The sequence below is a fragment of the Saccharolobus solfataricus genome, assembly GCF_900079115.1.
Classification (GTDB): domain Archaea; phylum Thermoproteota; class Thermoprotei_A; order Sulfolobales; family Sulfolobaceae; genus Saccharolobus; species Saccharolobus solfataricus.
The window spans coordinates 1,275,307-1,300,358 of sequence record NZ_LT549890.1 but is presented as its reverse complement, the minus strand read 5'-3'; the positions used below and the strand labels follow the sequence as shown (position 1 = coordinate 1,300,358).

General features: G+C 36.3%; 19 protein-coding genes and 4 pseudogenes. 10 read left to right on the top strand and 13 right to left on the bottom strand.

The genetic code is table 11. The features are described 5' to 3' along the window. Window positions 1-295: 295 nt before the first annotated feature. Complete coding sequence (locus SSOP1_RS07230; protein WP_010923362.1) at window positions 296-2,137, bottom strand: hypothetical protein; 1,842 nt, start codon at window positions 2,135-2,137, stop codon at window positions 296-298. A gap of 238 nt (window positions 2,138-2,375) precedes the next feature. Next, entirely contained in the window at window positions 2,376-3,227 is an 852-nt protein-coding gene (locus tag SSOP1_RS07225; RefSeq protein ID WP_009990012.1) for a hypothetical protein, read from the bottom strand. A gap of 207 nt (window positions 3,228-3,434) precedes the next feature. Here SSOP1_RS07225 and SSOP1_RS07220 point away from each other — a divergent pair, with 207 nt between their 5' ends. The 3 genes and pseudogenes from SSOP1_RS07220 (at window position 3,435) to SSOP1_RS07210 (ending at window position 5,967) form a co-directional block, all read left to right on the top strand. Further along, entirely contained in the window at window positions 3,435-4,253 is an 819-nt protein-coding gene (locus SSOP1_RS07220; RefSeq protein ID WP_009990015.1) for a hypothetical protein, read from the top strand. Between the two features lie 214 nt (window positions 4,254-4,467). Next, window positions 4,468-4,854 (top strand): annotated as a pseudogene (locus tag SSOP1_RS07215) (IS1 family transposase); the annotation flags it as partial. A gap of 747 nt (window positions 4,855-5,601) precedes the next feature. After that, window positions 5,602-5,967 carry a DUF6293 family protein gene (locus tag SSOP1_RS07210; protein WP_231918234.1) on the top strand — a complete coding sequence of 122 codons (366 nt, stop codon included), beginning with the start codon at window positions 5,602-5,604 and terminating at the stop codon, window positions 5,965-5,967. A 398-nt stretch (window positions 5,968-6,365) separates the two neighbouring features. On the opposite strand, the gene SSOP1_RS07205 is transcribed toward SSOP1_RS07210, so the two are convergent. The 3 genes from SSOP1_RS07205 to SSOP1_RS07195 form a co-directional block, all read right to left on the bottom strand. Next, a complete protein-coding gene (locus SSOP1_RS07205; protein WP_009992546.1) occupies window positions 6,366-7,364 on the bottom strand; it encodes an alpha-ketoacid dehydrogenase subunit beta in 999 nt (332 codons plus the stop codon). Continuing rightward, the gene (locus tag SSOP1_RS07200; RefSeq protein WP_009992547.1) at window positions 7,361-8,398 is read right to left on the bottom strand and encodes a thiamine pyrophosphate-dependent dehydrogenase E1 component subunit alpha; all 1,038 of its coding nucleotides are present in this window, start codon (window positions 8,396-8,398) and stop codon (window positions 7,361-7,363) included. Before SSOP1_RS07200 ends, SSOP1_RS07205 begins: the two co-directional genes overlap by 4 nt. A 448-nt stretch (window positions 8,399-8,846) precedes the next feature. After that, window positions 8,847-10,022, bottom strand: a complete 1,176-nt coding sequence (locus tag SSOP1_RS07195) for an RNA-guided endonuclease InsQ/TnpB family protein (protein ID WP_063492800.1) — start codon at window positions 10,020-10,022, stop codon at window positions 8,847-8,849. 134 nt (window positions 10,023-10,156) lie between these two features. Here SSOP1_RS07195 and SSOP1_RS17620 point away from each other — a divergent pair, with 134 nt between their 5' ends. After that, on the top strand, window positions 10,157-11,455 hold the full coding sequence (locus SSOP1_RS17620) for a PIN domain-containing protein (RefSeq protein WP_010923356.1): 1,299 nt from the start codon (window positions 10,157-10,159) through the stop codon (window positions 11,453-11,455). A gap of 180 nt (window positions 11,456-11,635) precedes the next feature. Here SSOP1_RS17620 and SSOP1_RS16320 read toward each other — a convergent pair. Next, window positions 11,636-12,623, bottom strand: a pseudogene (locus tag SSOP1_RS16320) (IS630-like element ISC1048 family transposase). A 178-nt stretch (window positions 12,624-12,801) separates the two neighbouring features. Here SSOP1_RS16320 and SSOP1_RS07175 point away from each other — a divergent pair. The 3 genes from SSOP1_RS07175 to SSOP1_RS07165 are packed head-to-tail and all read left to right on the top strand — an operon-like array spanning window position 12,802 to window position 14,887. Further along, window positions 12,802-13,926 (top strand): MFS transporter, encoded by a 1,125-nt coding sequence (locus tag SSOP1_RS07175; RefSeq protein WP_010923353.1) that lies wholly within the window; start codon window positions 12,802-12,804, stop codon window positions 13,924-13,926. Between the two features lie 23 nt (window positions 13,927-13,949). Beyond that, window positions 13,950-14,360, top strand: a complete 411-nt coding sequence (locus SSOP1_RS07170) for a hypothetical protein (RefSeq protein ID WP_010923352.1) — start codon at window positions 13,950-13,952, stop codon at window positions 14,358-14,360. Beyond that, a complete protein-coding gene (locus SSOP1_RS07165; protein WP_010923351.1) occupies window positions 14,357-14,887 on the top strand; it encodes a hypothetical protein in 531 nt (176 codons plus the stop codon). Before SSOP1_RS07170 ends, SSOP1_RS07165 begins: the two co-directional genes overlap by 4 nt. On the opposite strand, the gene SSOP1_RS07160 is transcribed toward SSOP1_RS07165, so the two are convergent. From SSOP1_RS07160 to cpsA, 3 genes are all read right to left on the bottom strand, one after another. Beyond that, window positions 14,879-15,607, bottom strand: a complete 729-nt coding sequence (locus SSOP1_RS07160) for a glycosyltransferase (RefSeq protein ID WP_063492798.1) — start codon at window positions 15,605-15,607, stop codon at window positions 14,879-14,881. The genes SSOP1_RS07165 and SSOP1_RS07160 overlap by 9 nt on opposite strands. Before the next feature lie 135 nt (window positions 15,608-15,742). Next, window positions 15,743-16,216 (bottom strand): hypothetical protein, encoded by a 474-nt coding sequence (locus SSOP1_RS07155; protein ID WP_048054214.1) that lies wholly within the window; start codon window positions 16,214-16,216, stop codon window positions 15,743-15,745. 28 nt (window positions 16,217-16,244) lie between these two features. Beyond that, on the bottom strand, window positions 16,245-17,426 hold the full coding sequence (cpsA, locus tag SSOP1_RS07150) for a carboxypeptidase CpsA (protein WP_010923348.1): 1,182 nt from the start codon (window positions 17,424-17,426) through the stop codon (window positions 16,245-16,247). Window positions 17,427-17,518: 92 nt separating this feature from the next. Here cpsA and SSOP1_RS07145 point away from each other — a divergent pair, with 92 nt between their 5' ends. Further along, entirely contained in the window at window positions 17,519-18,517 is a 999-nt protein-coding gene (locus SSOP1_RS07145; protein ID WP_063492797.1) for a GH12 family glycosyl hydrolase domain-containing protein, read from the top strand. A gap of 54 nt (window positions 18,518-18,571) precedes the next feature. After that, window positions 18,572-19,825, top strand: a pseudogene (locus tag SSOP1_RS07140) (GH116 family glycosyl-hydrolase); the annotation flags it as partial. A gap of 220 nt (window positions 19,826-20,045) precedes the next feature. Here the strand turns inward: SSOP1_RS07140 and SSOP1_RS07135 are convergent. Then, entirely contained in the window at window positions 20,046-21,011 is a 966-nt protein-coding gene (locus SSOP1_RS07135) for an ISH3-like element ISC1439A family transposase (protein WP_063492796.1), read from the bottom strand. A gap of 256 nt (window positions 21,012-21,267) precedes the next feature. Between SSOP1_RS07135 and SSOP1_RS07130 the strand changes: the two are divergent. Next, a pseudogene (locus SSOP1_RS07130) lies at window positions 21,268-22,011 on the top strand (GH116 family glycosyl hydrolase); the annotation flags it as partial. On the opposite strand, the gene SSOP1_RS07125 reads toward SSOP1_RS07130, so the two are convergent. The 3 genes from SSOP1_RS07125 to SSOP1_RS07115 all read right to left on the bottom strand — a co-directional run bounded on the left by SSOP1_RS07125 (window position 21,986) and on the right by SSOP1_RS07115 (window position 24,960). After that, on the bottom strand, window positions 21,986-22,420 hold the full coding sequence (locus SSOP1_RS07125) for a MarR family winged helix-turn-helix transcriptional regulator (protein ID WP_010923345.1): 435 nt from the start codon (window positions 22,418-22,420) through the stop codon (window positions 21,986-21,988). The pseudogene SSOP1_RS07130 and the gene SSOP1_RS07125 overlap by 26 nt on opposite strands. Continuing rightward, window positions 22,404-24,083: an MFS transporter gene (locus SSOP1_RS07120; protein WP_010923344.1), complete on the bottom strand. Its 1,680-nt coding sequence runs from the start codon at window positions 24,081-24,083 to the stop codon at window positions 22,404-22,406. The genes SSOP1_RS07125 and SSOP1_RS07120 overlap by 17 nt, the downstream gene beginning before the upstream one ends. A gap of 70 nt (window positions 24,084-24,153) precedes the next feature. Continuing rightward, entirely contained in the window at window positions 24,154-24,960 is an 807-nt protein-coding gene (locus SSOP1_RS07115) for a DUF1028 domain-containing protein (protein WP_010923343.1), read from the bottom strand. Window positions 24,961-25,052: the final 92 nt, after the last annotated feature.

Here is a 25,052-nt window from a genome sequence, read left to right as displayed (position 1 = left end):
AATTCGCAACGGATATCTGAATCTCCCCATAAAGTGGACTTGAAGGTTAAAAACTTTCTAGGACGTACAAGGTTTCTGGTATTATCAAGGGAAGATATGATAATTGCTACGACATTAATTATCTGTATGTATGCATACAAATTACAGCATAAGTTAATAATGGAACTAGAAATTTTTACTATAATAAGAAAAGTTCCCAATCACATCTTATATGGGATAAAATTCTATACTCTCAGAATATTATTAATGATTTATAAAATTTAGTACATATCCAATAATTAAATTAATTAAGAGATCACTTAGATCTTCTTAGGAACAGAATTATTATAATTCCCATAATTACAATAATTATTATAGATATAGTGATAATTAATAGCTCTGCTCCAGCACTTAAAGATTTATTAACCACTACTACTGTGGTGGTACCTTCGCTTGTCTGGGTAACGGTAGAGGTGATAGTTTGCCGGTTTACAGTGGTTTGGGTAACCGTAAACGTTGTAGTTACAGTTTGAGTAGGCGTATTACTTATATTTATACCTCCCATACTAGTCCAATTATATTGATCAGTGGTTATTGGCTCTCCTTCAGGATTTAAAACAAAAGATTTCAAAACTGCGTAAACATAGTAAGAACCACTACTTGAGGCTGTATAAGTATAATTAATAGAATTTACGCCAGGATTTAAGAGCAACTGACTTTCAAATGTTGGAGCGCTAGCTGAGGATGCGATTCCGTTACTTATCCATAAATATAGCTGCCCGCTAACTGTTTGATTTAATGGATTAATAATTTTCACAGATATCTTAAATTGAGAATCTATCGATGTATCGATTATATTGTAAATCCACGGCTCAACTCTAGTAAAATTATATTTATTTATACCAGATCTGACATCTATTCTAATTTGACCCCAATATTCTGTATAATTAAGTCCTAAGTTTGGATAATGGTAGACGTAAAGTACGTACGTACCTGGAGAAACATTAAATACTAACTCACCATTAGAATTCATTATAGATTTTGAAATTAATCCAGTAGAATTGTAAAGTAATCCATATACAACACCAGGTACTTTAGTAGCTGATCTATTCAGAACATTAAACACCGAAACTATTGTGGTTGGAGATTGATTTGAGATACTGGGATACTGTATTAAATTAACTAATTTAGGTAAAATTGAATAGATTTCACTTTCTATTTTAGTAGTAATATTGCCACCGAAACTCACTATGTAAGCGTAAAATTCTTGTTCTCCGGGAGTTAATGTTGACGAACTATAGGCCAGGTCAATAATTGAATTATCAATGGTTTGGTTATCAATGGTAAATCGATTTGCCATAGCTTCTATAGTGTTATTTATCGAATCAATTAATATACTTGAATAAGGTGAAGTAGTGTTTAAAAACTCTAAAGTTTGAACAGTTGATGATAATTCATCATAAAGACCCAATTGAGTTAAAGACCCAAAATCATTTCCGTTAATTATTAAATTTGTCTCGTTTTGAAAAATATAGGTCTGTTGGATCACGGATGAGTTAACACTTTTCCCATAAACCCATGGTAATGCTTGCAGCGGAATTATAAATAAACCTATGCCATCCGTTCCTTGAAGAATATGGGAAGGATACTGACTAAGAGTTATATTATATTTGGAAAAATCTTTATAAGAAATAATTATGATAGCGATATTTTTATAGGTAGCGGAGAGTAGTCCCTTACCAAGATAAAGTGAAGAGTTATATATTTTCGTAGGATAAACATCTACAGTTGGTAGAGCTATGAATGATATTTCATGAATGGACCAATTATCATAAGACATATTTAACTCTAAAGGTCCATTTTCCGGATAATTAAACATGACTTGATTATAAGGATACGATAAATTATATACTTGACTTACAGAAAGCTCTGGACCACCACCGCCTGCTAGAATAATTCCCAACATTGTACTATTATAGGGAAAGATCATAGCGGGATCGGCACCAAAAAAATTAGGGGCCATATAAATATTATTTGAATCTGTAATATTATTGTTAATAGTAATTTCTGCATTAGATATTATTATACATAATATGGAAAAGGAAGAAATCATTACCAATATTATCACAATTATTGAGAGTAATGTCCTATAGCTCACATAAACAAGTAGTTTTAAGTTATATATAAATATGTATGCTTAAGAAGGAGTGCGAGCAATTATAGCCTTTTTCTTAATAGACGCGAAGGAAAATGATATTCCCTAATACAAAATATTTCTTGTTGTTTCTATTACTAACTCATTTTTAACATCTTAAGTTAAAACTAGTCCTTTTGAAACTATTATGAAAAAGGCTACATTCATTATACCTACGCTCTTGAATTGAGGTTAGGTTCTATTATTTTGGTTTATCTAAGCATGGGTTTGTAAGTTTCACGAAGTGCTTGAGGAATGTAATAATATGTATTATTTTCCTCCTAAATTTGACAATTATAGCTATAATCATCCCGACTGCAATCACAATATACAAGTAAAGGATAAGAAGGGTCATGTAAGAATTGCTTTCAATAACATAAATTCCATTAATATAGGACGGGACTCCCTTAAAGTTCCCTATAGGCTTTAGAGGCAGTATAGTATAATTCCCAGAGTTTAGCAGTGAAGAATATTTAACAACTAGGCTTATAGCTACATGATAGGTAATATTAGATAGCGTTATAATTCCTTTACCAGAAGCATGGAGAGGAATTTTAATAGGTATACTTAAGTTTCCCGCATCTGTAAGTCTTATTAATAATGGTTTGGAAATATTTCCAGAAAAAGACAAAACACCAGTTATATACCCGCTGAAAACCATATAAACACCTGCCGAGAAAACGGGTGTTGAAATCGATAGATCAGGTATGCCGTAACAGAGAGATCCTAAAGGGTTCACGTTGATTGTCACCAGTTTGCCACCTAAAGTATATCCTAATAGATTGAACTTAGGTACTTTAAGCATCATAGGCATTGACGAATTCGTTAAACTTAAGGTTATATTAACGGTTGAGTTTGGCCTAGCATTTAAGTTTAAAACTTGAATTATCGGCTTATATACTGCACTTACGTAATTGTTTGACGTTATATTAAAGCATATTCTTTGAGGACCTAAATGAAGAGATGAAGAAGCGTGAGGATATATTATAGTCAATGGCAGTGAAATGATTGATAAAATCAATATAGCAACCATTACTATTTTCTCCATCATCATGTATCTTTAGTAGTATCCTTTAAAATATAAATGTTTCCTATTAAATTTTATAGATTTACTTAATATTTACCTTTTAATTGTTTATAACTTAATATTAATATTAACTGATAGTTAATCTAATTTTAATTTGGTTTCAACTTCCGCATTTTGTTTCCAACATAGAGGACTTAGCAACACTTTTATAACACGCTTTAAGAATATTAAGGTGTGGGAGAACTTTCCTTAGCCTCAAAAAAACTCATAGCAACACTACTTAAGAAAGTTGGCATTGATAATGAGGACGTTAACATAAACGAGATAATGATAAGAATGAATAGAACAGAAATAGAAAGAATACTAAATGGGCTGAGTAAGCTAAATATAATAGGTTTAAAGAACGGTACGATAACTAAGGGTAAGGTATACTCTGAAGGAGATAAATATCTCCTATTCCTTAACATAAATAAGATATGCAGTGCCTCTCCTAAAGGAGATAGAGCTCTAAGAATAAACTTCGAAGCAACTCCTTTAGTTAACGGGGTTAAGGAAAGAATTCATCAATCCAATAGGTTCAACGCGGAAAAAGCCTCTAAAGTAATAAGGTTTAATAAGATAACTAGGAAAAATCTGCTGGATGAGAATAAAAGAGGTGAAGGTAAGTGGGAAAAAGAGGTAGATCCTAAGCTCATTAAATTCCGCGTAACATTTGATCCCCCGTTAGAGGTAGGGGAATTGATAAAATACGGGTTCTATACTTGGGATGAAAAATACTTTCCATCAACTATGGAAGAGCTTTATAGAAGATACAATATGAATTACAGTATGGAAGGGATCACAATAGGTCAACCCACCTATTATGCAAAGATTACGATAAATCTACCATGGGTTCCAAAAAACGTGAAGGCGGAAAAAGTTTTAGTAGTCACCTTAGATGGGCCTCATGAGGGAGTAGAGATACAAAGCGAACATAGGTTAGCGGCAGATAGAAATAAAATTACATTAGAACTGTGGCAACCAGATTATGGGACTTACTTTATAAAATGGTAACCACCAAAATGACTATTTTGGGAGTGTTCTCATGCAGCTATCTTATTCAATATTATATAGTAAAATTAAATCAAACTAGAAATTTTCACAATTAGTCGTTTTAATCGAGATGCAGCCAATAGATTAGAACGTTAGTGCTTTCAGAAAGTTTATAGCTTTAGGCAAAGGATATACCACTAGATCATAGTCTAAGAACTTTTCCAAAATACTAGTGTATGGGGTGATGAGGGAGGATTTGTGGATTTGGACAGTCCTGGCTGATGGGGTGCCTTTTTACGAGTTTGGGGATAGGAGTTATGGGACTTTTCGTTATCTCTTGGGTTGGTTAACTAGGAGTGAGGTAAACTATACTGACTACTACTGTGTTTATCAAGTTCTCGATAATCGTGTAGCGGGTAAGAAGTATACTTATCTTGTGGAGAGTCATAATTCTTGGTGTAGGTTGGCGAGGCTGGCTAGGGATACTAAAGCTGTTAATAGGAGTATAAGAATGGCGGAGTACAGTTTAGCCTTGTCAAATGTAATGTACCCTCGCGTGTTTTCAAGAGAGGGAACTCCCTTGAACGAGGCTTACTTGAAGGAAGTACAGTATATTAGATAAACTTGATATAATTTTACTAATACTTCTTGAATAAGATGACTGCATGAGAACACTCCCCGCGTCTCGGCTAGTTAATTGTCTTCATGTAATTAATTTCATAACAATCTTTAAGATGAAGGGAATCCGCAATGGATATCTGAATCCCACGGTAAACCTATACAAACCAATATATACCCATTCTTATACTTTTACAAATCCTCTGATTAACAACCATAAGACGAAAACTTATTTTCATTAAATTTAGAATTCAAATAATATTGGTATAAACATAATATGACTTTAAATAATTTTTAATACAGGCTCGTGAAATCAAACGTAAAAGTAGCCTGCTTATAAATACCTTTAAAAAGATAACTTGACGTTAAAATAAAAAATACTTAGATGAAATAGTATAAATGTTGAATAGCTATTTAGGAGACGCAACGAATTTAGGAGGAACCTTCACGTCTGATTTAACCTATAAGTTCGATTTTTTGAAAGGATTTAAAAGTGTAAAAGTTCGAGCCTCAATGCGATCAAAACGAATCAAAGTGAAATAATTGAATGTATATAAATGATACTCAATATTTCAATTAGACAGAAAATCCTTGCGACCACAATTTGTTAAATAAATTACGATAAATCCATAAAGGAATTGAAAGAATAATGTAAGCTTTCCATTAGAACTGTACTTATAACTGGATAAATCCGACTCTGGGACAAAAACTTTAGATACCCCTTATTTTGTATTATGAACACGTTAGTATTTTGGAAAAGTTCTTAGACTATGATCTAGTGGTATATCCTTTGCCTAAAGCTATAAACTTTCTGAAAGCACTAGTGAATAAGAAGTTAACTCAGAAAGACTTCGACAATTTCAAGGAGTCAATAGAGGACTTGATCAAGTTGTACAAGGAAAGTAGGCTCAGTAAGATAGAGAACTCTGAGGAGAGCGAAGAAGAGAGGTTAGCCAGATTAAGGAGATTCGGTCGAGAGCTAAGGCAAGACTTGGAGGAGGCAAAGTTCGTCAAGATCAAGAAAGAACAAGGGAGAAAGAGCAAACTAACCCCACAAGAGAAGGCATACATACTGATAATCAGGGAATATCTAGGGACTTTGAGGGGAGAAGCTTGATTGGTCTTGAAGTGTTAAGATACATGTCAATAGTAATAGATAAAGGGTCTAAAACTTGCATAGTTAAAGGTATTCCAGAAGAATCATAGTACAATCGTTTATAATGGGTGATTCACGGATCCTTTGCGATTTCAATTTGTGAATGATATAGATGTAAAAAATATTAACATTAGTAACTATATATCTCTATTAGTCGGTCATCTTCATTTAGTTAAATTCATAGTAATCTTTAAAATAAAGTGAATTCACAACGGATATCTGAATCGCCCAATAAACTCCTATTTTTGTAAAATTCATGATTGTTCATTTATTAAGAGAAAATTATTGTATAAAACGGATTCTACTGATAATATTTGACGCTACCACTAAACAGTTTCAATAATTTCTCGTTAGAGTGTTTATTGGATTAACTTTTTCGCTTCACTGTAGATTGTATTTACGTTGGGTATTACCGCATTTTCTAAAGGCTCTGAAAAGGGTATTGGAACGTCTGGAACTGCAAGCCTGGATATGGGGACTTTAAGATCCTTTAATGCCTTAGACTGTATTCTGAATGCTATCTCTCCAGTTACACCATAGCTCATATAGTCTTCGTCTACAATTAGCACTCTTCCGGTTTTCCTAGCTGACTTTATTATGGTTTCTTCATCTAACGGGACGAACGTTCTTACGTCTATTACTTCGGCTGAAATTCCCTCTTTCTGTAGCATTTCCGCAGCCTTCAAGCTTCTATGGACCATTAAGCCGGCGGAAATTATGGTTAGATCAGTTCCTTCTTTTCTGATGGCTGCTTTGCCGAATTCGATCTCATAAGGTTCTTCTGGGACCTCTTCTTCATTCCCTTCAAATGGTAAAAATGGTAGTCCAGTTAATAGTTTATGTCCGAATATTATGACTGGGTTGTTGTCTCTTAGTGCCTTAATTGTAAGACCTTTAGCGTCATATGGTGTTGAAGGTACTATCACCTTAAATCCTGGTAAGTGGGCGAAGAGTGAATATAAAACTTGTGAGTGCTGTGAGGAATCACCATAACCTCCTCCTATTGCCGTAATTACAGTAATTGGCATGGGATATTGACCTCCACTCATGTAATAATTCTTTGCCATATGGTTGAACATTTGATCGAATCCCGCACCTAGAAAGTCTACGAACATTAATGAAACAACTGGGTGTAAGCCAGAGGAAGCAGCGCCAACGCTAATGCCCATAAATGTTTGTTCAGTAATGGGTGTATCGATAACCCTTTTTCTTCCAAACTTATCAAAAAGTCCCATAGTAAATCCGAAGACTGCCCCCCAATATGTTACGTCTTCTCCCAGTACCACAATTCTGTCGTTTCTCTCCATCTCTTGTCTTATTCCCTCGGCAATGGCTTGTGCGATTCCCCTTATTTTCATGCGAAGACACCTCCGAATGCGTCAGTTAGCTCTGGGTACTTACTATTTATTGCGAAATCTATTGCCTCTTGAACTTGCTTTCTTGCCTCCTCTCTGAGTCTAGCTAGAATGTCGCTGTCAGCGTAATTTAGACGTAATAGTCTGTTTTCTAATCTCCTTATAGGATCTAATGAGCTCCAGAACTCCACTTCCTCTTTAGTTCTATATTCCTCTCCGTCTCCTTCAAAATGTCCTACATACCTATAAGTTAAAGCTTCAATTAATGTGGGACCAAAACCTTTCCTTGCTCTCTCTATGGCTTTTTTAGAAGTTGAGTAGACGTCTATTACATCCATTCCGTCAACAAGATATGATGGGACGTTATATGCTAAACCTCTCTGATAATGGAAAGTGGTGGACATAACGAAGGATTTAGGTGTAGAATCAGCGTATTTGTTGTCTTCTATAACTATTATTAATGGTAATTCCCAAGCACTTGCTATATTTAGAGTTTCAGCGAAGGTACCATGATTGGCTGCACCTTCACCGGCAAATGATATTGCCACGTTATCTTTTCCTAGATATTTAAACGCAAAGGCAGCGCCAGCTGCTTGAGGAAAAGAAGCTCCTACAATTCCGCTACATGCAAAGTTCTTAGATTTATCGAACAGATGCATGTGCCCTCCTTTTCCTTTGCAGAGTCCAGTAGCTTTACCTAAAATTTCCGCTGCCAATCCCTTTAAGTCAACGCCTTTGGCAATAGCGTGATGATGGGGTCTGTGGGTGCTCACTACTACATCTTCGTCTCTAATATCGTATAACGTACCAACTGCAACTGCCTCTTGCCCTATTGATAGGTGCATCTCTCCCCTAATTCTACCGGATGCCATATTGAAGGGATTCTTTCCCTCATGGTAAATTTTCCTTATGGACTCTTCGAAGTATCTGATAATTAGCATTCTCTTATACATGTTTAGTAAATCACTAGCCTTTAATCCTGCGTTCTCAATTATATAGGATAAATCTTTAAGTGATGGTTCGGGTTTTATAATCATGTTTGTTAATATAGATTATTTACCTAATAAATCTTTCTATAATTTACTTTATAGTATTTTTGAATATTATTGAGTCTAATTGTATATATTATTTCGTAATAATCCATATCTGGTGAGGAGAACTAGTGGTTTAATTGAGTGTGGACAATAATTTCATTCATTTGAAATTTAGTTTAAATTCAGCTAATACCACTTTCGCAAAATGTTTTAATTACGTAATAAAATTTTTGGAAAAGATTCTTTTTTTTTTTAAAATTACTATATCTTCTTCTTGTTAAAAGCTAAATTATATATCGAATTGAAAATAAACGGATACTTTATATGATTTATATTGATAAAAAGTAATAAATCTGTTATCAACACTGATGTACTACTATAGTTTAGGTTTTTCTATCTCAAGGCTTGTATTAAGTGAGCTACCCCCTCATAAATGAGGGAGCTTCCTGCTTCACAGCCCCACCTTGCCAGAGTACTGGTAGAGGGCGGAGCTCCACACTAAGGGTCGCTCCGACCCCGATCCACGTAAGATGTTAAGAGAAGCATTATAGTCACGATCTGCAATCCAACCACAGTTGGGACAAACGAAAACACGATCAGATAGAGACAAGTCATTTTTCACATACCCGCACCTAGCACAAGTTTTGGAAGTGTATGCAGGATTAACTAGGATGAGTTTCTTTCCGTATTTTTCCAGCTGATACTTCAGCACATCCCTCAACTCACCAAATCCCACGTCACTCAGCCTCCTCCTCAGAGACCTCAAGGACTTACCCACAAGTTGTTTAGCGTGAATACCCTCCATCACCACAACGTCATAATGCTCAGCAAACCACTTACCCAACTTCATGTAAAGATCCGTTCTTAGATTCTTCAAATGCTCATAAGCCCTAGCAAGCTTAACCTTAGCCTTAAACCAATTATGAGAGAGGAACTTCTTCCTTGAAAGTTCTCTGTGTAGATGCTTCACTTTCCATAACGCCTTTTCAAGAGGTCTCAAATTAGGAAAATACTCACCATCTGACGTTACTAACAACTTTTCTACACCAACATCTATCGCCACTACCTTACCAGTGTTAGGTAACTTGGGGAATTCGTGATCAACTACGAAAGTGATGTATATCCTCTCAGATCTTGTTAGCTTCACTATCACCCTCTTTACTTTGTCAAGGGGAAAGTCCCTGTGTATAATTACCTTGAATGTACCAAGATTTGATAGTTTAAGCGTTATTAGTTTCTTCTTGCTTCCTTTTCTTATTTCTCTAACTTGAAGTATTTTCCAACCATACTGGGGATAGACAAGGGAGTAGTATTTATGAGGTTTCTTTTCTTTTGGGAAACGTGCTAAACCTTCGAAAAACCTCTTCTTAGCTTCGTAGTAACGGTCAGCTATTTGTTGAACTACTTGCGAGTAGAGTTGCTTATACTCATCATCTTGTTTTCTCAGATCTAGAGCCAACTGTCTTAACTCAGTTTGTGTAAGCCCTTTCCCATCCCTTTGGTAAAAGTATATGTCTGCCCACCTTAAGGTGTTATATACCTCACATGCTAACTTCAACTGGGCTTTTAACGCCCTAAGGGTTTGTTCGTCAGCGTAAGCACGGAAGCGAAACCCTAAGGTGGGCATTGATGTGTATTTCGTTATTTTCCTATTTTTAACTTTTCTACAAAGGGATCCATCTCAAAGAGAAGTTTTCCGCCCCCTTTGAACCCCCGTCTGTTATAATAATAAAAAGACCTTTTTGTTATATATATATATTTATGGAAAAGTTAGCTACACTTGGTTCAGACAAATCAGTTACAACAATTAACGCGATAATGACAGAACTATTAACTGACCTAAAGCCCACACAAATTATCATTTTAAGGGAATCTCCACCACATAAAAGGATAGAGGATAATTTAAAGAAGGCATTAAGTTACTTAGGAATTAACGTTGAAGTAAAGGACATTGTAATAGGTGAAGGTGTAAAGACGTGGAGGGAGAAAATTTCGGAATATGATCCGGACGTTTTAGACATTACGCCGGGTAGAAAATACATGGCATTAACTACCGCTAACTACTCTAAAGCTAGGGAGGTAAGATATGTTTATCTAAAGAACGAGAATGAGGGGTACAGGGTATTCGGTTACGTACCCTTTAATGAGATAAAGATATTTAACATGAGAAACGGGGAAGAAATCAAGTTTAGACACTTGCCTCTTACTACAGCGGGAGACGAACTGGACTCAGAACTTGATATTGAGTCACTAACGGCTCTTTATAATATTCTGAGCCTTCATGGGGAAGTTAAGATAAAACTTGGTGACAATAATTACATTGATGATCAGAAGGGAGATGAATTTATAGAATTGTGCAAAACGAGAAGTGGTATGAGAACCTTTCGGGAAGAGGAGAAGATACTGGATATTATTAAGAAGGAAGATGCGCTCTTCGTAGCCGATACTAACGTTTATATAAGTTTAGGAAATAGGATCAAAAGACTATTTTACGATAGGGAGAAGGGGTTTAGATTAATACCGTCAACTTCAGTATATAGGGAGCTGAAAAGTAAGACACAAGGTACCCAAAAGGATCCTAATTTAATAAAATTCATATTGGGTTTACAAACCTTTAAGGAAGTTCATCTCCCATCCATAAGTCAATTAGAGGATAGGCTTAAAAATCAGAGCTACGGAGATGTGGAGCTTAAAAAAGAGGTAAATAGGCTGAAAACGGCGATTCCAACTAATGTTTACCTTGTCACGATGGATCAGTCATTGGGTTTAAGCGCTTCAACGGAGATTAAACCTATCGTTCTCAAGACTACGACTTATCACGATAGGTTCGACATGGGCGAATACTTAAATTGTTTAAGTTATTATCATCAATATTATAATTATAAGAATGGCTTTAATGCTAAAATTAACAAGCAGTTGATCCTTGAGCTAAATGGAAATAATGTAGTTAAGATTACTAACACTCTTACTGGAGAGCCAAAAGTTGATATAAAAACCTTAGATAAAAGGTACAACTACGCAAAAGTACTAGAAGTTCTTAAGAACACTATCTCTCAATGATATCATAAAGTTCTTTTCATGAATTGATTAGTTGAACTGTTGAATACTTTTCCTCTATCATATCGGTAGTCGGTATACATTGTTATATGATACTGTAGATATATTGAATAATTTTCTTCCTAAATACTATTATCTTCATATCAAATAGTGATCAGATTCACTAGTATTTCCGGAAAGTTCTTAGACTTCAATTTTATCTAATCCTAGGTATGTTATTGCATTAAGATTAAATCTATACTTATTTTCTTTAAAGAATTGTTTAATACAGTTTTTAACGTCTTCTATCGTATAGAATATTTTATTGCTCATGTAGTTCTTGAGGGACTTGAAGACCGCCTCAGCCATATTAAGCTCAGGCGAGTAAGGAGGAGTAAACACGGGATGAATACCCTTCCTGCGACAAACCTCAAGCGTACCCTTAGTCTTGTGAGGAGAGTAATTATCCATGACCATGTAAACCCTACCACTACCCACACGCCTCTTAAAGTACCTCAAGAAATACTTAACGGATTCAGAGTTAGGCCTTTTAGCAAGAGAAACCACTACTTCGCCGGTCCAAGCGTTTATAGCTAGAATAACATAGATTGAGGAAAAACCTATATTGACGCGCATTACGGGCTTACTGCCAACCTTAGCTAGAACCTTCTTAATTGACGTGCTAATTACTGTCCTACACTCGTCTAGAAAGAACAGTGCCTTTCTTTCCAATTTCTTTATTTTTTTTTTTAAAATCTTCCCACTTGTCCTTTTCTGCTTGGATGTTGGTAGGTCTGGGTTTTACTAGGTTGTATCCTAGTTCGTGGACTAGTTCGTATAGTCTGGATTTCTTGTATTCTATTCCTTGTTCTTGTAGTGCTATCTTGAGTGTTTTCATTGTCCAATATTCTTGTTGTATTCCGTATTTTTGGGGCTTATCTTCCAGAATTTGTTTTATCTTTTCCTCTTCTACTTTTCTGGGTCTTCCTGATCTGGGCTTGTCCTTTAGTCCATCAAGACCTTCTTTCTTGTACTTGCCAATCCACAATTTTATCGTGGAATAGCCCTTGTTAAGCATTTTCGAAACTTCTTTCTCCGATTTACCATCAACTACGTGCAGCTTCACTGCAAGAATCCTCTCCTTAATTCTCGCGTTCTTCTCTTCCTTATAAGCTTGAACCAAATCTTGCATAGTTCAATCTGGTAATACTAATCTATAAACTTTTCGGAAACACTAACGATTATCAATATTAACATATTATTTTTACAATTGCATATTTATAAATTACAATTCGCAAAAGACATCTGAATCGCCCAAGTATATTTTTGAACGATAACCATAAAAGAGGGATTTAACCAATTAGCATTTTGTGTTAAGAAATATAATAGTGGGTTGGATAGGTACTTTTCTTCAGTTGTTTTTAAGACTAAGTTGGGGAGTTATATCGTTGCCAATTGCCTTACTTTTTCACTTAAACTCTATCCAAATTGGGCTAGTGGCAACAGCGTTTTATATAGGTTATGTATTGTCTTCAATACCTTGGGGTTTAATTATAGATAGAATTGGTCCAAGTAGAGCTGTGGAGTATGCGTCAATTATCTTAGTAGGGATGAATCTATTACTTTTCCTCTACCTTACAGACTACACTATCTTACTTATAGCCTATTTGATAGAGGGGCTGATAACAGCTTCCATATTTCCATCAGCTATGAAAATAGTCGCAGTAAGTTATTCTCACAGTTCAAAGTTCACATTTTACGTGGCACTGGTTGAAAGTGCTGGACCAATTACTATCATTACTTTAGGTATTATAGCGAGTTTCCTACTACATTTATGGAGATTTATTTACTTAGCCATGGCAGTAAGTTTCGGACTAATTGCTATTTTGAGTCATTTCAGTAGGATAAGCGTTAGTGGAACTGAAATCAAGAGATCGTTTAGGGTGATACTTAATAGGAAGATTACCATGGCAACACTGGTCAGATTAGGAGAGCTGTGGTCCACATGGGGAACAACAACTTGGATTTTCCCGATGTTAGTACTTTACAGAGGTATTTCTCCCACATTGTCAGCCTTATTTCTTCTTCTTTTTGGAGTTGGTCAACTAGTTGGTATTCTAAGTGTAGAGAAACTTGTTGAAAGATTTGGTGACAGTAACGTCATCTTGATAAATTTGATAGGCTTTATCATATTAACGTTTTTAATAATTTTCTCAAATGACATTGATATACTTCCAGAGGCCTTCCTATTAGGTATTTTCTCTTTCTCCTATAGACCTCCAACTGATTCGTTAATAATGAAAATAGCTGGTGAATCTAGTGCCGGGACCTCAATAGGTTTCGCTAACGCTGTATCCCAAATTGGGACCATGATCGCTCCATCCTTTGTGGGATTGGTACTGTATTTAACTCATAGTTTTTCCATATCAATGCTAGCTTTGGACGCCGGGTGTGTAATATCTATCGTTTCACTTTTATCGTTGAAAGATTTATAGTAGTCAATATATTATATTAAAACGTGAATTTAGGTAAAATCATAGGCTTAGTAGTATTCATTTCATTACTAATCGTCCAGTTCGCTATCCTTAATAACCCAATCAATTTAGTCCAAACTTCTTTTAACCAGGTTAATTCCATTATTATTCCGTTATTCACATCAGAACCAAAAATAGGGTTAATCATCTCCCATAATGAGTTAATCTTAACCTTTAATAACACACTTGACTTACCGATAACCTTACTAAATATTACCGGGGAGTACACTTACTTATCAAAACCCGTAACAATCAATCCAAATGAGGTAAAGAACGTTAGTGTAGTAGTTACTAATTTTAAAATGTTTGAGATGGCAGTTAAAGATAATTCCTACAACTTAACTATGGTGATAAAGATTTTCAATACGACTTTCTCCCAAAGTGAGATAATATGAGAGGTAGGAAAATCACGTTAATGCTAATTACAAGTATGTTGTTAAATATATTAGTAGCACTCCTCCCTAGCTATTGGTGGTATTATTCTGCTGGTGGAATGGTGACAATTAAAGATAGTCTCTTTTCATTTTATCTAGAATTCTTAGGAAGAACATTAGAAATTGGCACAATAATAAACTATATTTTATTTGCCTTTAGATTTTATGTAATAAGTGTTTCACTCTACTATATTTATCTAGCCTTGAAAAAGGAAATAATTAAACACTACCTACTGATAACTTGGGTGAGCTATCTTTACATATTAGACCCCTTGATATTTTACTTGCTATTTAATAACGTAGTTAACTACTTTACCCCAGTTAAATACCCATTGTTTATAATAGGGAGTGAGAATATGAGTATAGTGTACAAAAACGTTATTGTAACAGTTCTGGTAGAAAGCTATCCCACAATTTATTACTGGATAGCTCTATTTGCAGGTACCTTTAATCTAATTTCAAGAATTATAACTGGTAGATTATCTTAGCTTACTTAGAATGTATCCTTGTACCTTTAGGTAAGGTTCAGTGTATAATATTTTCTTGAAGGGAGAATAATATATTCTTAATTTTATTAAGGAGAGAAACATTAGAATAACGATTTTCATTAACTTCCTAGATATCTTACTATCACTCTCGTCATGAATATAATTTATTTCAACTTCCTTTATTTTATAATGTCTACGCTTAAATGCGTAAATTAGGTTAACGTCGAATAGAAAATCATTAATTATTAGTTCATCCAATACGCTTACAACCTTTTCCCGGTTTACTAGCTTAACACCTGCTTGGAAATCAGAAAACTTCAGTAGAGAAGGAAAGAGGATCTTTGTTAACACTATAAACGCCTTATGCAGAAATCTCCTCTTTAATGGCATGCCTATAATTTTCCTCCTAGGTATGACCAGATCTGCGTCAGTACTCAGGATTTTGTTCAATTCCTCCTCAGTTATGGGGAAGTCGGCGTCCAATAGTAAAACTCTCTGGAAATTGCTTTCAGTAATTCCCCTCTTTAGTGCCATTCCTTTACCAAGTCTCTCCTTGCTTATTATGAGCTTCACTGGAAATTTCTTTACAACCTCTGGTGTATTATCATGTCCGTCAAACACTACAACTACTTCAGCATTAGGTAGTGTTGATGATATTTTCTCTAACGTCTTACCTATTCTTCTTTCCTCATTAAATGCCGGTATGATAACTGAAATCATCTTTAGTGACTCCTTACAAGTTAATAATAAAAGGATTTTGGGCGAAGATCTATAATACTTATATAACATATCTCGTAAATAAAATAGAGAAGAACAATCTATACATATCTATATAAATAGCTGTATCTTCTATTTCTATATAAACTTGCATGTAATCCTAAATTCATCCATAGTATCTAGTACGACATCGTGAAACTCTGAGTTAATTAACTCGCACAGAAAGGGCGAATAACTAAGAATCTCTTCCATTTTTACTATTTTCATTTCCAATAAGGGTTTTAACGTAACATACCAAGATAGTGCCCTTACGACTTTATTATCGTCTTTAAGCATTTCAAGGAAGTACCTTTTTCTACTAATTACCTCCTCTAATGTTAATCTTCCACTTATAATGAATTCTGGAACACTATTCCAAGCTCTATATCTTGTACCGGTATCGTGAAATGATAAGAGTTCTAATAGGAACTCCTTATCCTTAACGTTCAAAATAACGTAATTCCAAGCTTCATGTTTAATATCCTTATCCTTGTCTGAGAGGAATTCTTTAATTAAACTTAAAGGTAAATTTGAGGAATTCCTCAAAATATTGAGAACCTTTTCCTTCTCCATTTCCAATACTCATTTAGCATTAAGCCCTTTATTTATTACTGAACTTTACTGCCAATAATGCGTGAGCTAAGGCACCTAATTTTAGCACGTCCTCATCTACACAGAACTTAGAGCTGTGATTGGGATATATGCATCCTTTCTTTTCGTTTCTGGTTCCCAGAAAGAAATACGTTCCTGGAGCCTTCTGTAAGAATCTGGAGAAGTCCTCCGCTCCTAGCACTGGCTCTGTCTCAACAACTGTTGATATTGAAGATAGAATTTTCATTACCTCATCAGTTACCTCAGGGTTATTTACGGTAGTTGGATAGACGTCTTCCATGAATTTAACCTCACAAGTTGCACCATAGATTCCACATATTGACGAAACTATTCTTCTCATATAGTCCTTAGCCTTACTTCTAACGTTCTCGTCTAAACTTCTAATTGTTCCCTGCATTTCGGCATCATCTGGTATTATGTTATCCTTTGTACCTGAATGTATTGTAGTAATGGATATGATAAAGGGTTGAACTGGATCAATTTGCCTTGCTGTTATGCCGTAGATTGCGTTAGCTATTTGTAAGGATATAAAAATTGGGTCAATAGTCTCATGAGGAGCAGAACCATGACCGCCCTTCCCGTGAACGATTATCTTGAATGCGTCCGGCGTAGCCATTATAGGGCCTTTTCTAGTTGCGAAAACTCCAGAAGGATAACTACTCGATATATGTATTCCAAATACATAATCTACACCGTTCATAACTCCAGCCTCAATCATTGGTTTTGCTCCTCCTAATCCTCCATCCTCCTCTGCCGGTTGGAATATTAACCTAATTTCACCACTGATTAAATCTTTATTCTTAACTAACAGATAAGCTCCACCTAAGAGCATTGCTACGTGAGTATCATGACCACATGCGTGCATTACTCCCTTAACTTTGGATTTAAATTCTAGATCAGTGTTCTCCTCTACCGGAAGGGCATCCATATCAGCTCTCAAAGCAACAGTCTTTCCTGGTTTACTTCCCCTAATCTTACCAACCACTGCTGTGGGTAATCCAACGCCTTCTTCCACTTCTACTCCCAATTTCCTTAACGTTTCCGCTACTAGTTTAGAGGTGTTATACTCCTTGTAGGAAAGTTCCGGATACTCATGGATTTTCCTTCTAATTTGAATTATCCAGTCCTCTATTTCTCTTACGTCATTTTTTAACTTCTCAACTAAATCCATAAGAGATTTAGCGAGCTAAGAATAAAAAGCTAATCCATTAATAAAAGTTAGCCGGAAAATCTTTAGTACCTAAAGGATTATAAAGTAGGATAATGAATAAATTATATATTGTGCTTCCGGTAATTGTGATAATAGCCATTGGCGTTATGGGGGGAATCATTTACTTGCATCAACAGTCTCTCAGCGTTAAACCCGTAACTACAACCGAATTTTCCACTACAACTAGTACTTCGACTACAACAAATGCAATAACCACTACCGTAACACAAACAGTAACTTCCATTACTTCATATAATCAATTAATCTATGTCACCTCCTCTGCTAGTTCTCCTACCCCAGTCTATTTGAACAATTCAACTATACCGTCGTTCTACCTTGAAGTAAATATGTGGAATGCTAAAAACTATAATGGCAACTACACTATGGTATTTAATCCGCTTACTCGTACACTCTCTGTTAGCTTTAACTTAACACAAGTTAAACCATTGGAGTGGACTAACGGTTATCCTGAGATTTATGTAGGAAGAAAGCCTTGGGATACTGCATATGCTGGTAACATATTCCCAATGAGGATAGGTAACATGACACCGTTCATGGTCTCATTTTACATAAACTTAACTAAATTAGATCCATCAATAAATTTTGATATTGCATCTGATGCGTGGATAGTTAGACCTCAAATTGCATTCAGCCCCGGAACTGCTCCAGGCAATGGAGATATTGAGATAATGGTCTGGTTATTTAGCCAAAACCTACAACCAGCAGGAGAACAGGTTGGGAAAGTTGTCGTCCCAATCTACATTAATCACACCTTAGTTAACGCTACTTTTCAAGTCTGGGAGATGAAAAGTGTTCCATGGGGAGGATGGGAGTACATAGCCTTTAGACCAGATGGCTGGAAAGTTACAAATGGTTACGTTAGCTATGAACCCAACTTGTTTATTAAAGCGTTAAGTAACTTTACAAGCTATAACATTACAAACTATTATCTAACGGATTGGGAGTTTGGTACAGAATGGGGCACCATGACTTCTAACGGTACGGCATACTTCTCGTGGACCGTATCCAACTTTTCTGAAACTCTCCTCTAAACAATATAAGACTCTAAGACCTTTTTAACCATTTATACCTCAAACTAATATAGCATGGTTACATATACTGATAAGGATAGGATCGTGGCTGGAGTACCCTTAGGAGGAATTGGTACTGGGAAACTGGAAATTGATAATAAGGTAAGAATAACAAACATCACAATAAGGAACAATTGGGGAAATCCAATTAAGTTACTAAGGGGGTTCCACATATATATTAAGCCTAAAGATAAAAGGGGATTCCTATTCCAGAAAGATAGTGGATTATACAAGGTAAGTGAGTTTCGTGGAGAAATACTCTATGAAGGTAAATACCCTGTTGTTACAGTAAAGGGAAAGAATGACGACGTTGAAGTAGTGTTGGAGGCTTTTTCATCAATAATCCCTCGTGACGTGAAAAATTCGTCCTTACCTGCAGTAGGAATTAGTCTAAGAGTTAAGGGTAGTAGGGAGGGGATAGTTGCAATTTCCTTCCCAAACATCGTAGGTAGTGTAAGCATTGGGAGATTAAATGAGAGAATAAGGAACGGGGTAATTCATAAAAACATAAAGGCGAATGATTACGACCCAGCTAAGGGAAATACCTCGTTAATATCAGAGAATGTAAGTAAGATAATAACGCAGTACAACTTGAAGAGGAAACCAAGCGAGACAATAAACTTCTGGTTATCACAATATGAAAATGAGGAACCTTGGGTGAAACTGGATAGGGAGGAGGAAGTAACTGATGATCCTCATGAGGTAACCGGTCATAGGGATGATCCGGCAAGTATTCTAATATCCAACTACTCAGAAGGGGATGAAATAAGATACGTATTCGCTTGGTACTTTACTGGTAAGCACGTGTTTTACCCCTACGGGCATTATTACGAGAACTTCTTTAAAGATTCGTTGGAAGTAGCAAAGTATTTTTTAGACAACTTTAATGAGTTAAGAAACAAAATTTTCCATAATATCGTAAACGTAAAGGACTGGTTAGGAGACGCCATAATAAACAGCGCATATATCCTCTCCTCCAATACTTGGTTAGATGAGAAGGGTAGGTTTGCGATTTACGAAGCACCACAGAACTGTCCATATTTAGGTACTATAGGCGCTTGTTATGAGTTTGGCTCACTTCCAGTGATTCTTATGTTTCCAGAGTTAGAAAAATCGTTTTTGAAGTTGTTGATTAGACATATAAGAGAAGATGGTTATGTTCCTCATGATTTAGGCTATCATTCCTTAGATTCTCCCATTGATGGTACTACTTCTCCTCCCAGATGGAAGGATATGAATCCGAGCTTAATACTCCTAGTGTATAGGTACTCAGTGGTGTTTCACCAAATTATTTCATTTGAAAGATATAATATTAGCACTTTCAAAAAGAGATTGATATAGAGAAAAACAATAAAATTATTATGAAACATAACATGTTAAAATAATTTGCAAAAAATATAGCGTACAATTCTAATAATAAGAGGAGAATTCTGAATTTTTCTCACGTGGTGAAAACGACGTGCATAGTCTCCTCTGAACACCGAGAAAGTTAGAGAAGCTTGACGAATGAATCGAAGGACAAACCCTTCTTACACGTGGACTTGAAGTTAAAGAGAAGATGATTCACTAGATTCCACGCAGAATCCAGAACCGTGTAATAGAGGAACAAGAAGATCTTATTACTCAACTTCCTAACATACCTTATCCTTGCCTTCCTAACCTTGAAACCCTCCTCAACCTGCCACCTCAACCTATAGAGTTCAGCCAGTTCATAGGGATCTCCCTCGAAGTTCGTCACGAACATAAAGTGCCTCGGCTTTCCCTTAACGTAAACCACATCGTAATAATAAAGCCCTTCAAATTTCAAGACCCTATACGCAACGTAAACCCTGTCCTTAACCTCGTATCTCTTCTCAACTAATGGAACGTTAGATAGTTCCTTGAATCCCTTCAAGTTCGACTTTCCTCTCACAATGGTCTTCACGGGCATTTCCTTGATGACCCCTAGGTTCAAGAATCCGGCGTCAGCTACAACGTAATCTATTTCCATGTATTGGCTTACTTCCCTCACGCTCCTGAGTAGGAACTGTGATGGACTGTCGCTTCTCAAATCTGCTACCTCCACTAGGAGGGGTAACCTTAAGGGATATACGAGGTCCAAGGATCTCATCTTTACTCCTTTTCTCTTCCAGTTGTAGAGTAGAAAGCCCTCTGCTTTTTCTTGTTCCTTTTCTCCCACGGTTAATCCGGTCTCATCTACAGCGACTACGTTGATCTCTCCCTTTACTTCTCTGTAGATTGGGTAGAACTTGAAGGTTCTCTGACCTTTACTAATTACTTTCTCGCCTCGTCTTACTACCTTCAAGTAGTATTTTCCTCTGTTTCCGGTTAGCAAGGATGGTGCTGCTTTCACTATTTCCGGGTCTAGATCTTGAGAGATAACGTTAATATTGTTTGTTGCTAAAGTTATAGCGAGGGACTTCAGCTCCGTTTTGGATACTTGTATGGTTTGCATAACGGAGTTATGGAGTCCCTCGCTTTAACCTTTTCTTGTTCATCTCGTCCTTCCACCTACTTTCCTCTATTGATAATACTAGACAAATGGTATTACTCTTTATATATAAACTCGTTTTCTGTTAGTTTCTTCAACAAATATGAAAATTTTTTGCTTCTTGTGTTGAAATAAGCCGATTTTTCTAACTCCGCTCTGATATTTTTCTCTTCCATAGAAATTGTATCATTTTGAGTAAAATTGGTGAAACACCACTGATAGGTACTTTAAGTTCACTAACGATATTGAATTCTTGAAAGAGGTTTACCCAATTCTAGTTAAGGTCATGGATTGGGAATTAAGGCAGTGTAAGGGGAATTTACCATTCATGGAGGGAGAGATGGACAATGCTTTTGACGCTACCATCATTAAGGGTCATGATAGTTATACTTCCTCCCTTTTCATTGGGTCTTTAATTGCTATGAGGGAGATTGCAAAGTTGGTTGGTGATAGTAATTATGTTGATTTTATCAGTGAAAAGCTAAGTTCTGCCAGAGAAGCGTTTAGAAGAATGTTTAATGGCAGGTATTTTAAGGCTTGGGATAGTGTTGATAATGCGTCATTTCTTGCCCAATTGTATGGCGAGTGGTTTACTACACTAGTAGGACTAGAGGATATTGTAGAAGAGGACATAATAAAGAAGGCGTTAGAGAGTATTATAAGGCTTAATGGTAACGCTTCTCCCCATTGTGTTCCTAACCTCGTGGACGATAATGGTAAGATTGTTGGTTTGAGTGTTCAAACTTACTCCTCATGGCCTAGAATGGTCTTCGCCATCTGCTGGTTAGCTTATAAGAAAGGTGTTGGAGACTTAAGCTTTTGTAAGAAAGAGTGGGATAATTTGGTTAAAAACGGTATGGTATGGGACCAGCCATCAAGGATAAATGGCTATAATGGAAAGGCGGAAATGAACTATTTGGATCATTACATTGGTAGCCCTAGTCCTTGGAGCTTCCTATTCTAGATAGTATTTTATTTAAACCCTCTAGGAGTTCTTCTACGTTTTCCACATCACTTAGCATTTCATTTACTAAATTTCTAAGTACTTCATTAGCTTCTAATAACACTTGCCTGCCCTTTGGTGTTATTTCCACAATTACGATTCGTCTATCTTTACTGTCCCTTATCCTCCTAACCAATCCCTTGGCTTCCAATTTATCCACTGCTGCAGTTATTGCTGATTGAGTTACGAAATATCTGTTAGCAAGATAAACCATTGATCTAGGTTCCTCAGATGTGGCCTTAAGTATTGAAAAGTCCAAGTAGGATAGGTTCATTAACTTACCTAGCCTGTTGTTAAACTCCTTTATTGATCCTCTATAGATTTTAGCTATAGTATTCATTAATTGGAGTTTTTCATCTATTTTTTGCATTTATTTCACCACCATCTTGTTGTTCTGCAATAACTCTCCTACCTCTTAAAGCCGAGGCAATAGCTGCAATGAAAGTTAAAACTGAACTTATGTAGAATGCTTCCCTTAAGGCTATCATGAAGGATGGTGCAATAACTGTTGGGAACCAATCGTGCTGTTCCATTACCGCTACGGCTTGTGGTGGAACAGTTATCTGTGGGGGTAGAGATGAGAGAATTGTCTTAACTGGGTCATATCCTAAAAATGCCGCAAATAGGGCACCAGTTACCGGTATCTTTTGCATTAATGGAGCTAATTGAGGAGCTCCGGCTTGAGTTACCGCATTTGCCAACGCAGTAGGTAGTGTTGAGGCTAAGGAGATTATGACTATGGTGAAAAACAATGCCATACTTAACGTTTGACCAGTATTTTGTATTGTAGCCCTCATTCCAGATGCTACTCCCCTATACTTAGGTGGTACGGAGTTCATTATTGAGGCAGTATTTGGGGAAGCAAACATTCCATTTCCCAGTCCCATTATGAATATTATGAGGGCGAATTCTGGGTAGTTGAAATTATAGGGAAGGAGTGTTAATAATAGAAATCCTATACCCACTATTACCATTCCTAGTGTTGCCAAGAGCCTAGCCCCATACCTATCGGAAAGCCAACCGCTTATTGGGCCCATAGTTACAAAGCCTATCATTAATGGTATAGTATATATACCAGCCCAGAATGGGGTTTCCTCATAACTATACCCGTGCAGTGGAAGCCATATTCCTTGTAAGAATATTATTAACATTATCATTAATCCACCGTATGCTATTGACCTCAAAAAGCTGGCTAAATTCCCTGCTGTGAACATCCTAATCTTAAATAACTCTAACCTAAACATGGGATATTTCACCTTATTCTCTATGTAGATGAATGCACCTATTAATCCTATACCAGCTACCATTGAACCAATCACGAATGGGTTTCCCCAACCTAGCTGAGAACTCCCATAAGGTAACAGTCCGTAAGTTATTGCAATGAGGATTAGAATCAAACCCAAACCAAAGGTTGTGTTTCCAGCCCAATCTATACCCTCACTCCTACTAGGTACTGAAATTTCCTTTAGTTTCGTATAACTCCATATTGTACCTAGTATACCAACTGGGACGCTAACTAGAAATATGTAACGCCAATCTATTACAGATAATATCCCGCCTAGTATCAAACCAACTAGGGATCCAGCTAAGGCTGCGATTTGATTTATTCCAAGAGCCTTACCCCTCTCATTAAACGGGAAAGCGTCTGTGATTATAGCAGCACTATTTGCGAAGAGAAAAGCTCCACCTATTCCTTGGATTATCCTAAACAATATTAACTCTAGTGCACCTAGACTACCAGTATTGGGAGTTAAGAAAAGCAGAATTGAGCCAATTGTAAAGATTAAAAAACCTAAATTGTATAACCTAACCCTGCCGAAAATGTCAGATAACCTACCAAATGACACTAACAAGGTTGCGGTAACTACGTTATATCCCATTAATATCCATAATAGGTACTGAAATGAGGTAAAGGGGTTAATGTTAATTCCTCTAAATATGGCAGGGAGGGAGATTAGGGTTATTGTGCCGTTTATTGAAGCCATTAGCACTCCAATTGTTGTATTGCTTAAGGCAACCCATTTGTATTGCATATTTAAGAGATGAATGTTTAACTATTTAATCTTTTACTCCTCACTTTATAATAAATTAATTTTTAAACTCTTAACCTTTAGATAGTAAAATCTTCAACACACTTTTACCGATCTTATCCCCAGTATACTTCCCCTCAAAATTGTTTATCTCAACCCAGGTTCTCAAATCGCTATATCCCCATCTTTTCAAAGCATCCCTAATCTGATCCTCATAATCCTTAACGTTCACCATTTCCTCCTCAACAAAAGTAGCAACCCATAGATCCAATAGCCTCTCCAAATCCCTCAAGGGGTCTGGGCTATCATCAACCCTCAAATCCACGTACTTTCCTACTACTAAAGGATCAATTTCCCTCTCACTCCTTTCAACTGCTCTAACTACAATTATTGCAGCACTCTGTTTTCCTCTTCTATCACCACCTTTACTCTCACCAGCCTTTAACGCTCTAAGAATCTTCTCATAAATTTTACCCTTACCTTCAGCCTCCTTTGCCATTGCCTCTAAAACCTCTTCTCCGGCTAATATATTGCCTTGCACGGTGAAGTTATTTCCAACTATGTGTCCAGCGTACGAATAGCATTCCCTTCCAGTAAAGGCTGAAGCATTTCCCTTAGAGTCGACAATGCCGATTTGTCTCTTCTCCCTTAACGGATCCGATTCTGTGAGAATCCTTATTGAATCAGACGCACTATAACCCTTTTCCAACAAGGATAGCCCATTTATACCATATGTTAAATTAGCTAAAGCTTGCGTAGCAATTGCGCCAACATTTGGTTTCAACCACGGTACAAATGCACCAACAGCTAGGAATTTACTTGCTACTCCTACACCCCAAGCCTTTTCATCGGGATCGTAAATGACTATTGAGAAAGTCATAGCATGTATATTCTCAACTTTTGCATATATAAGTAATTCACCGTTGCATAGTACAATGTGGCCACATAGCTTAAGGCAAATAGATAATATAA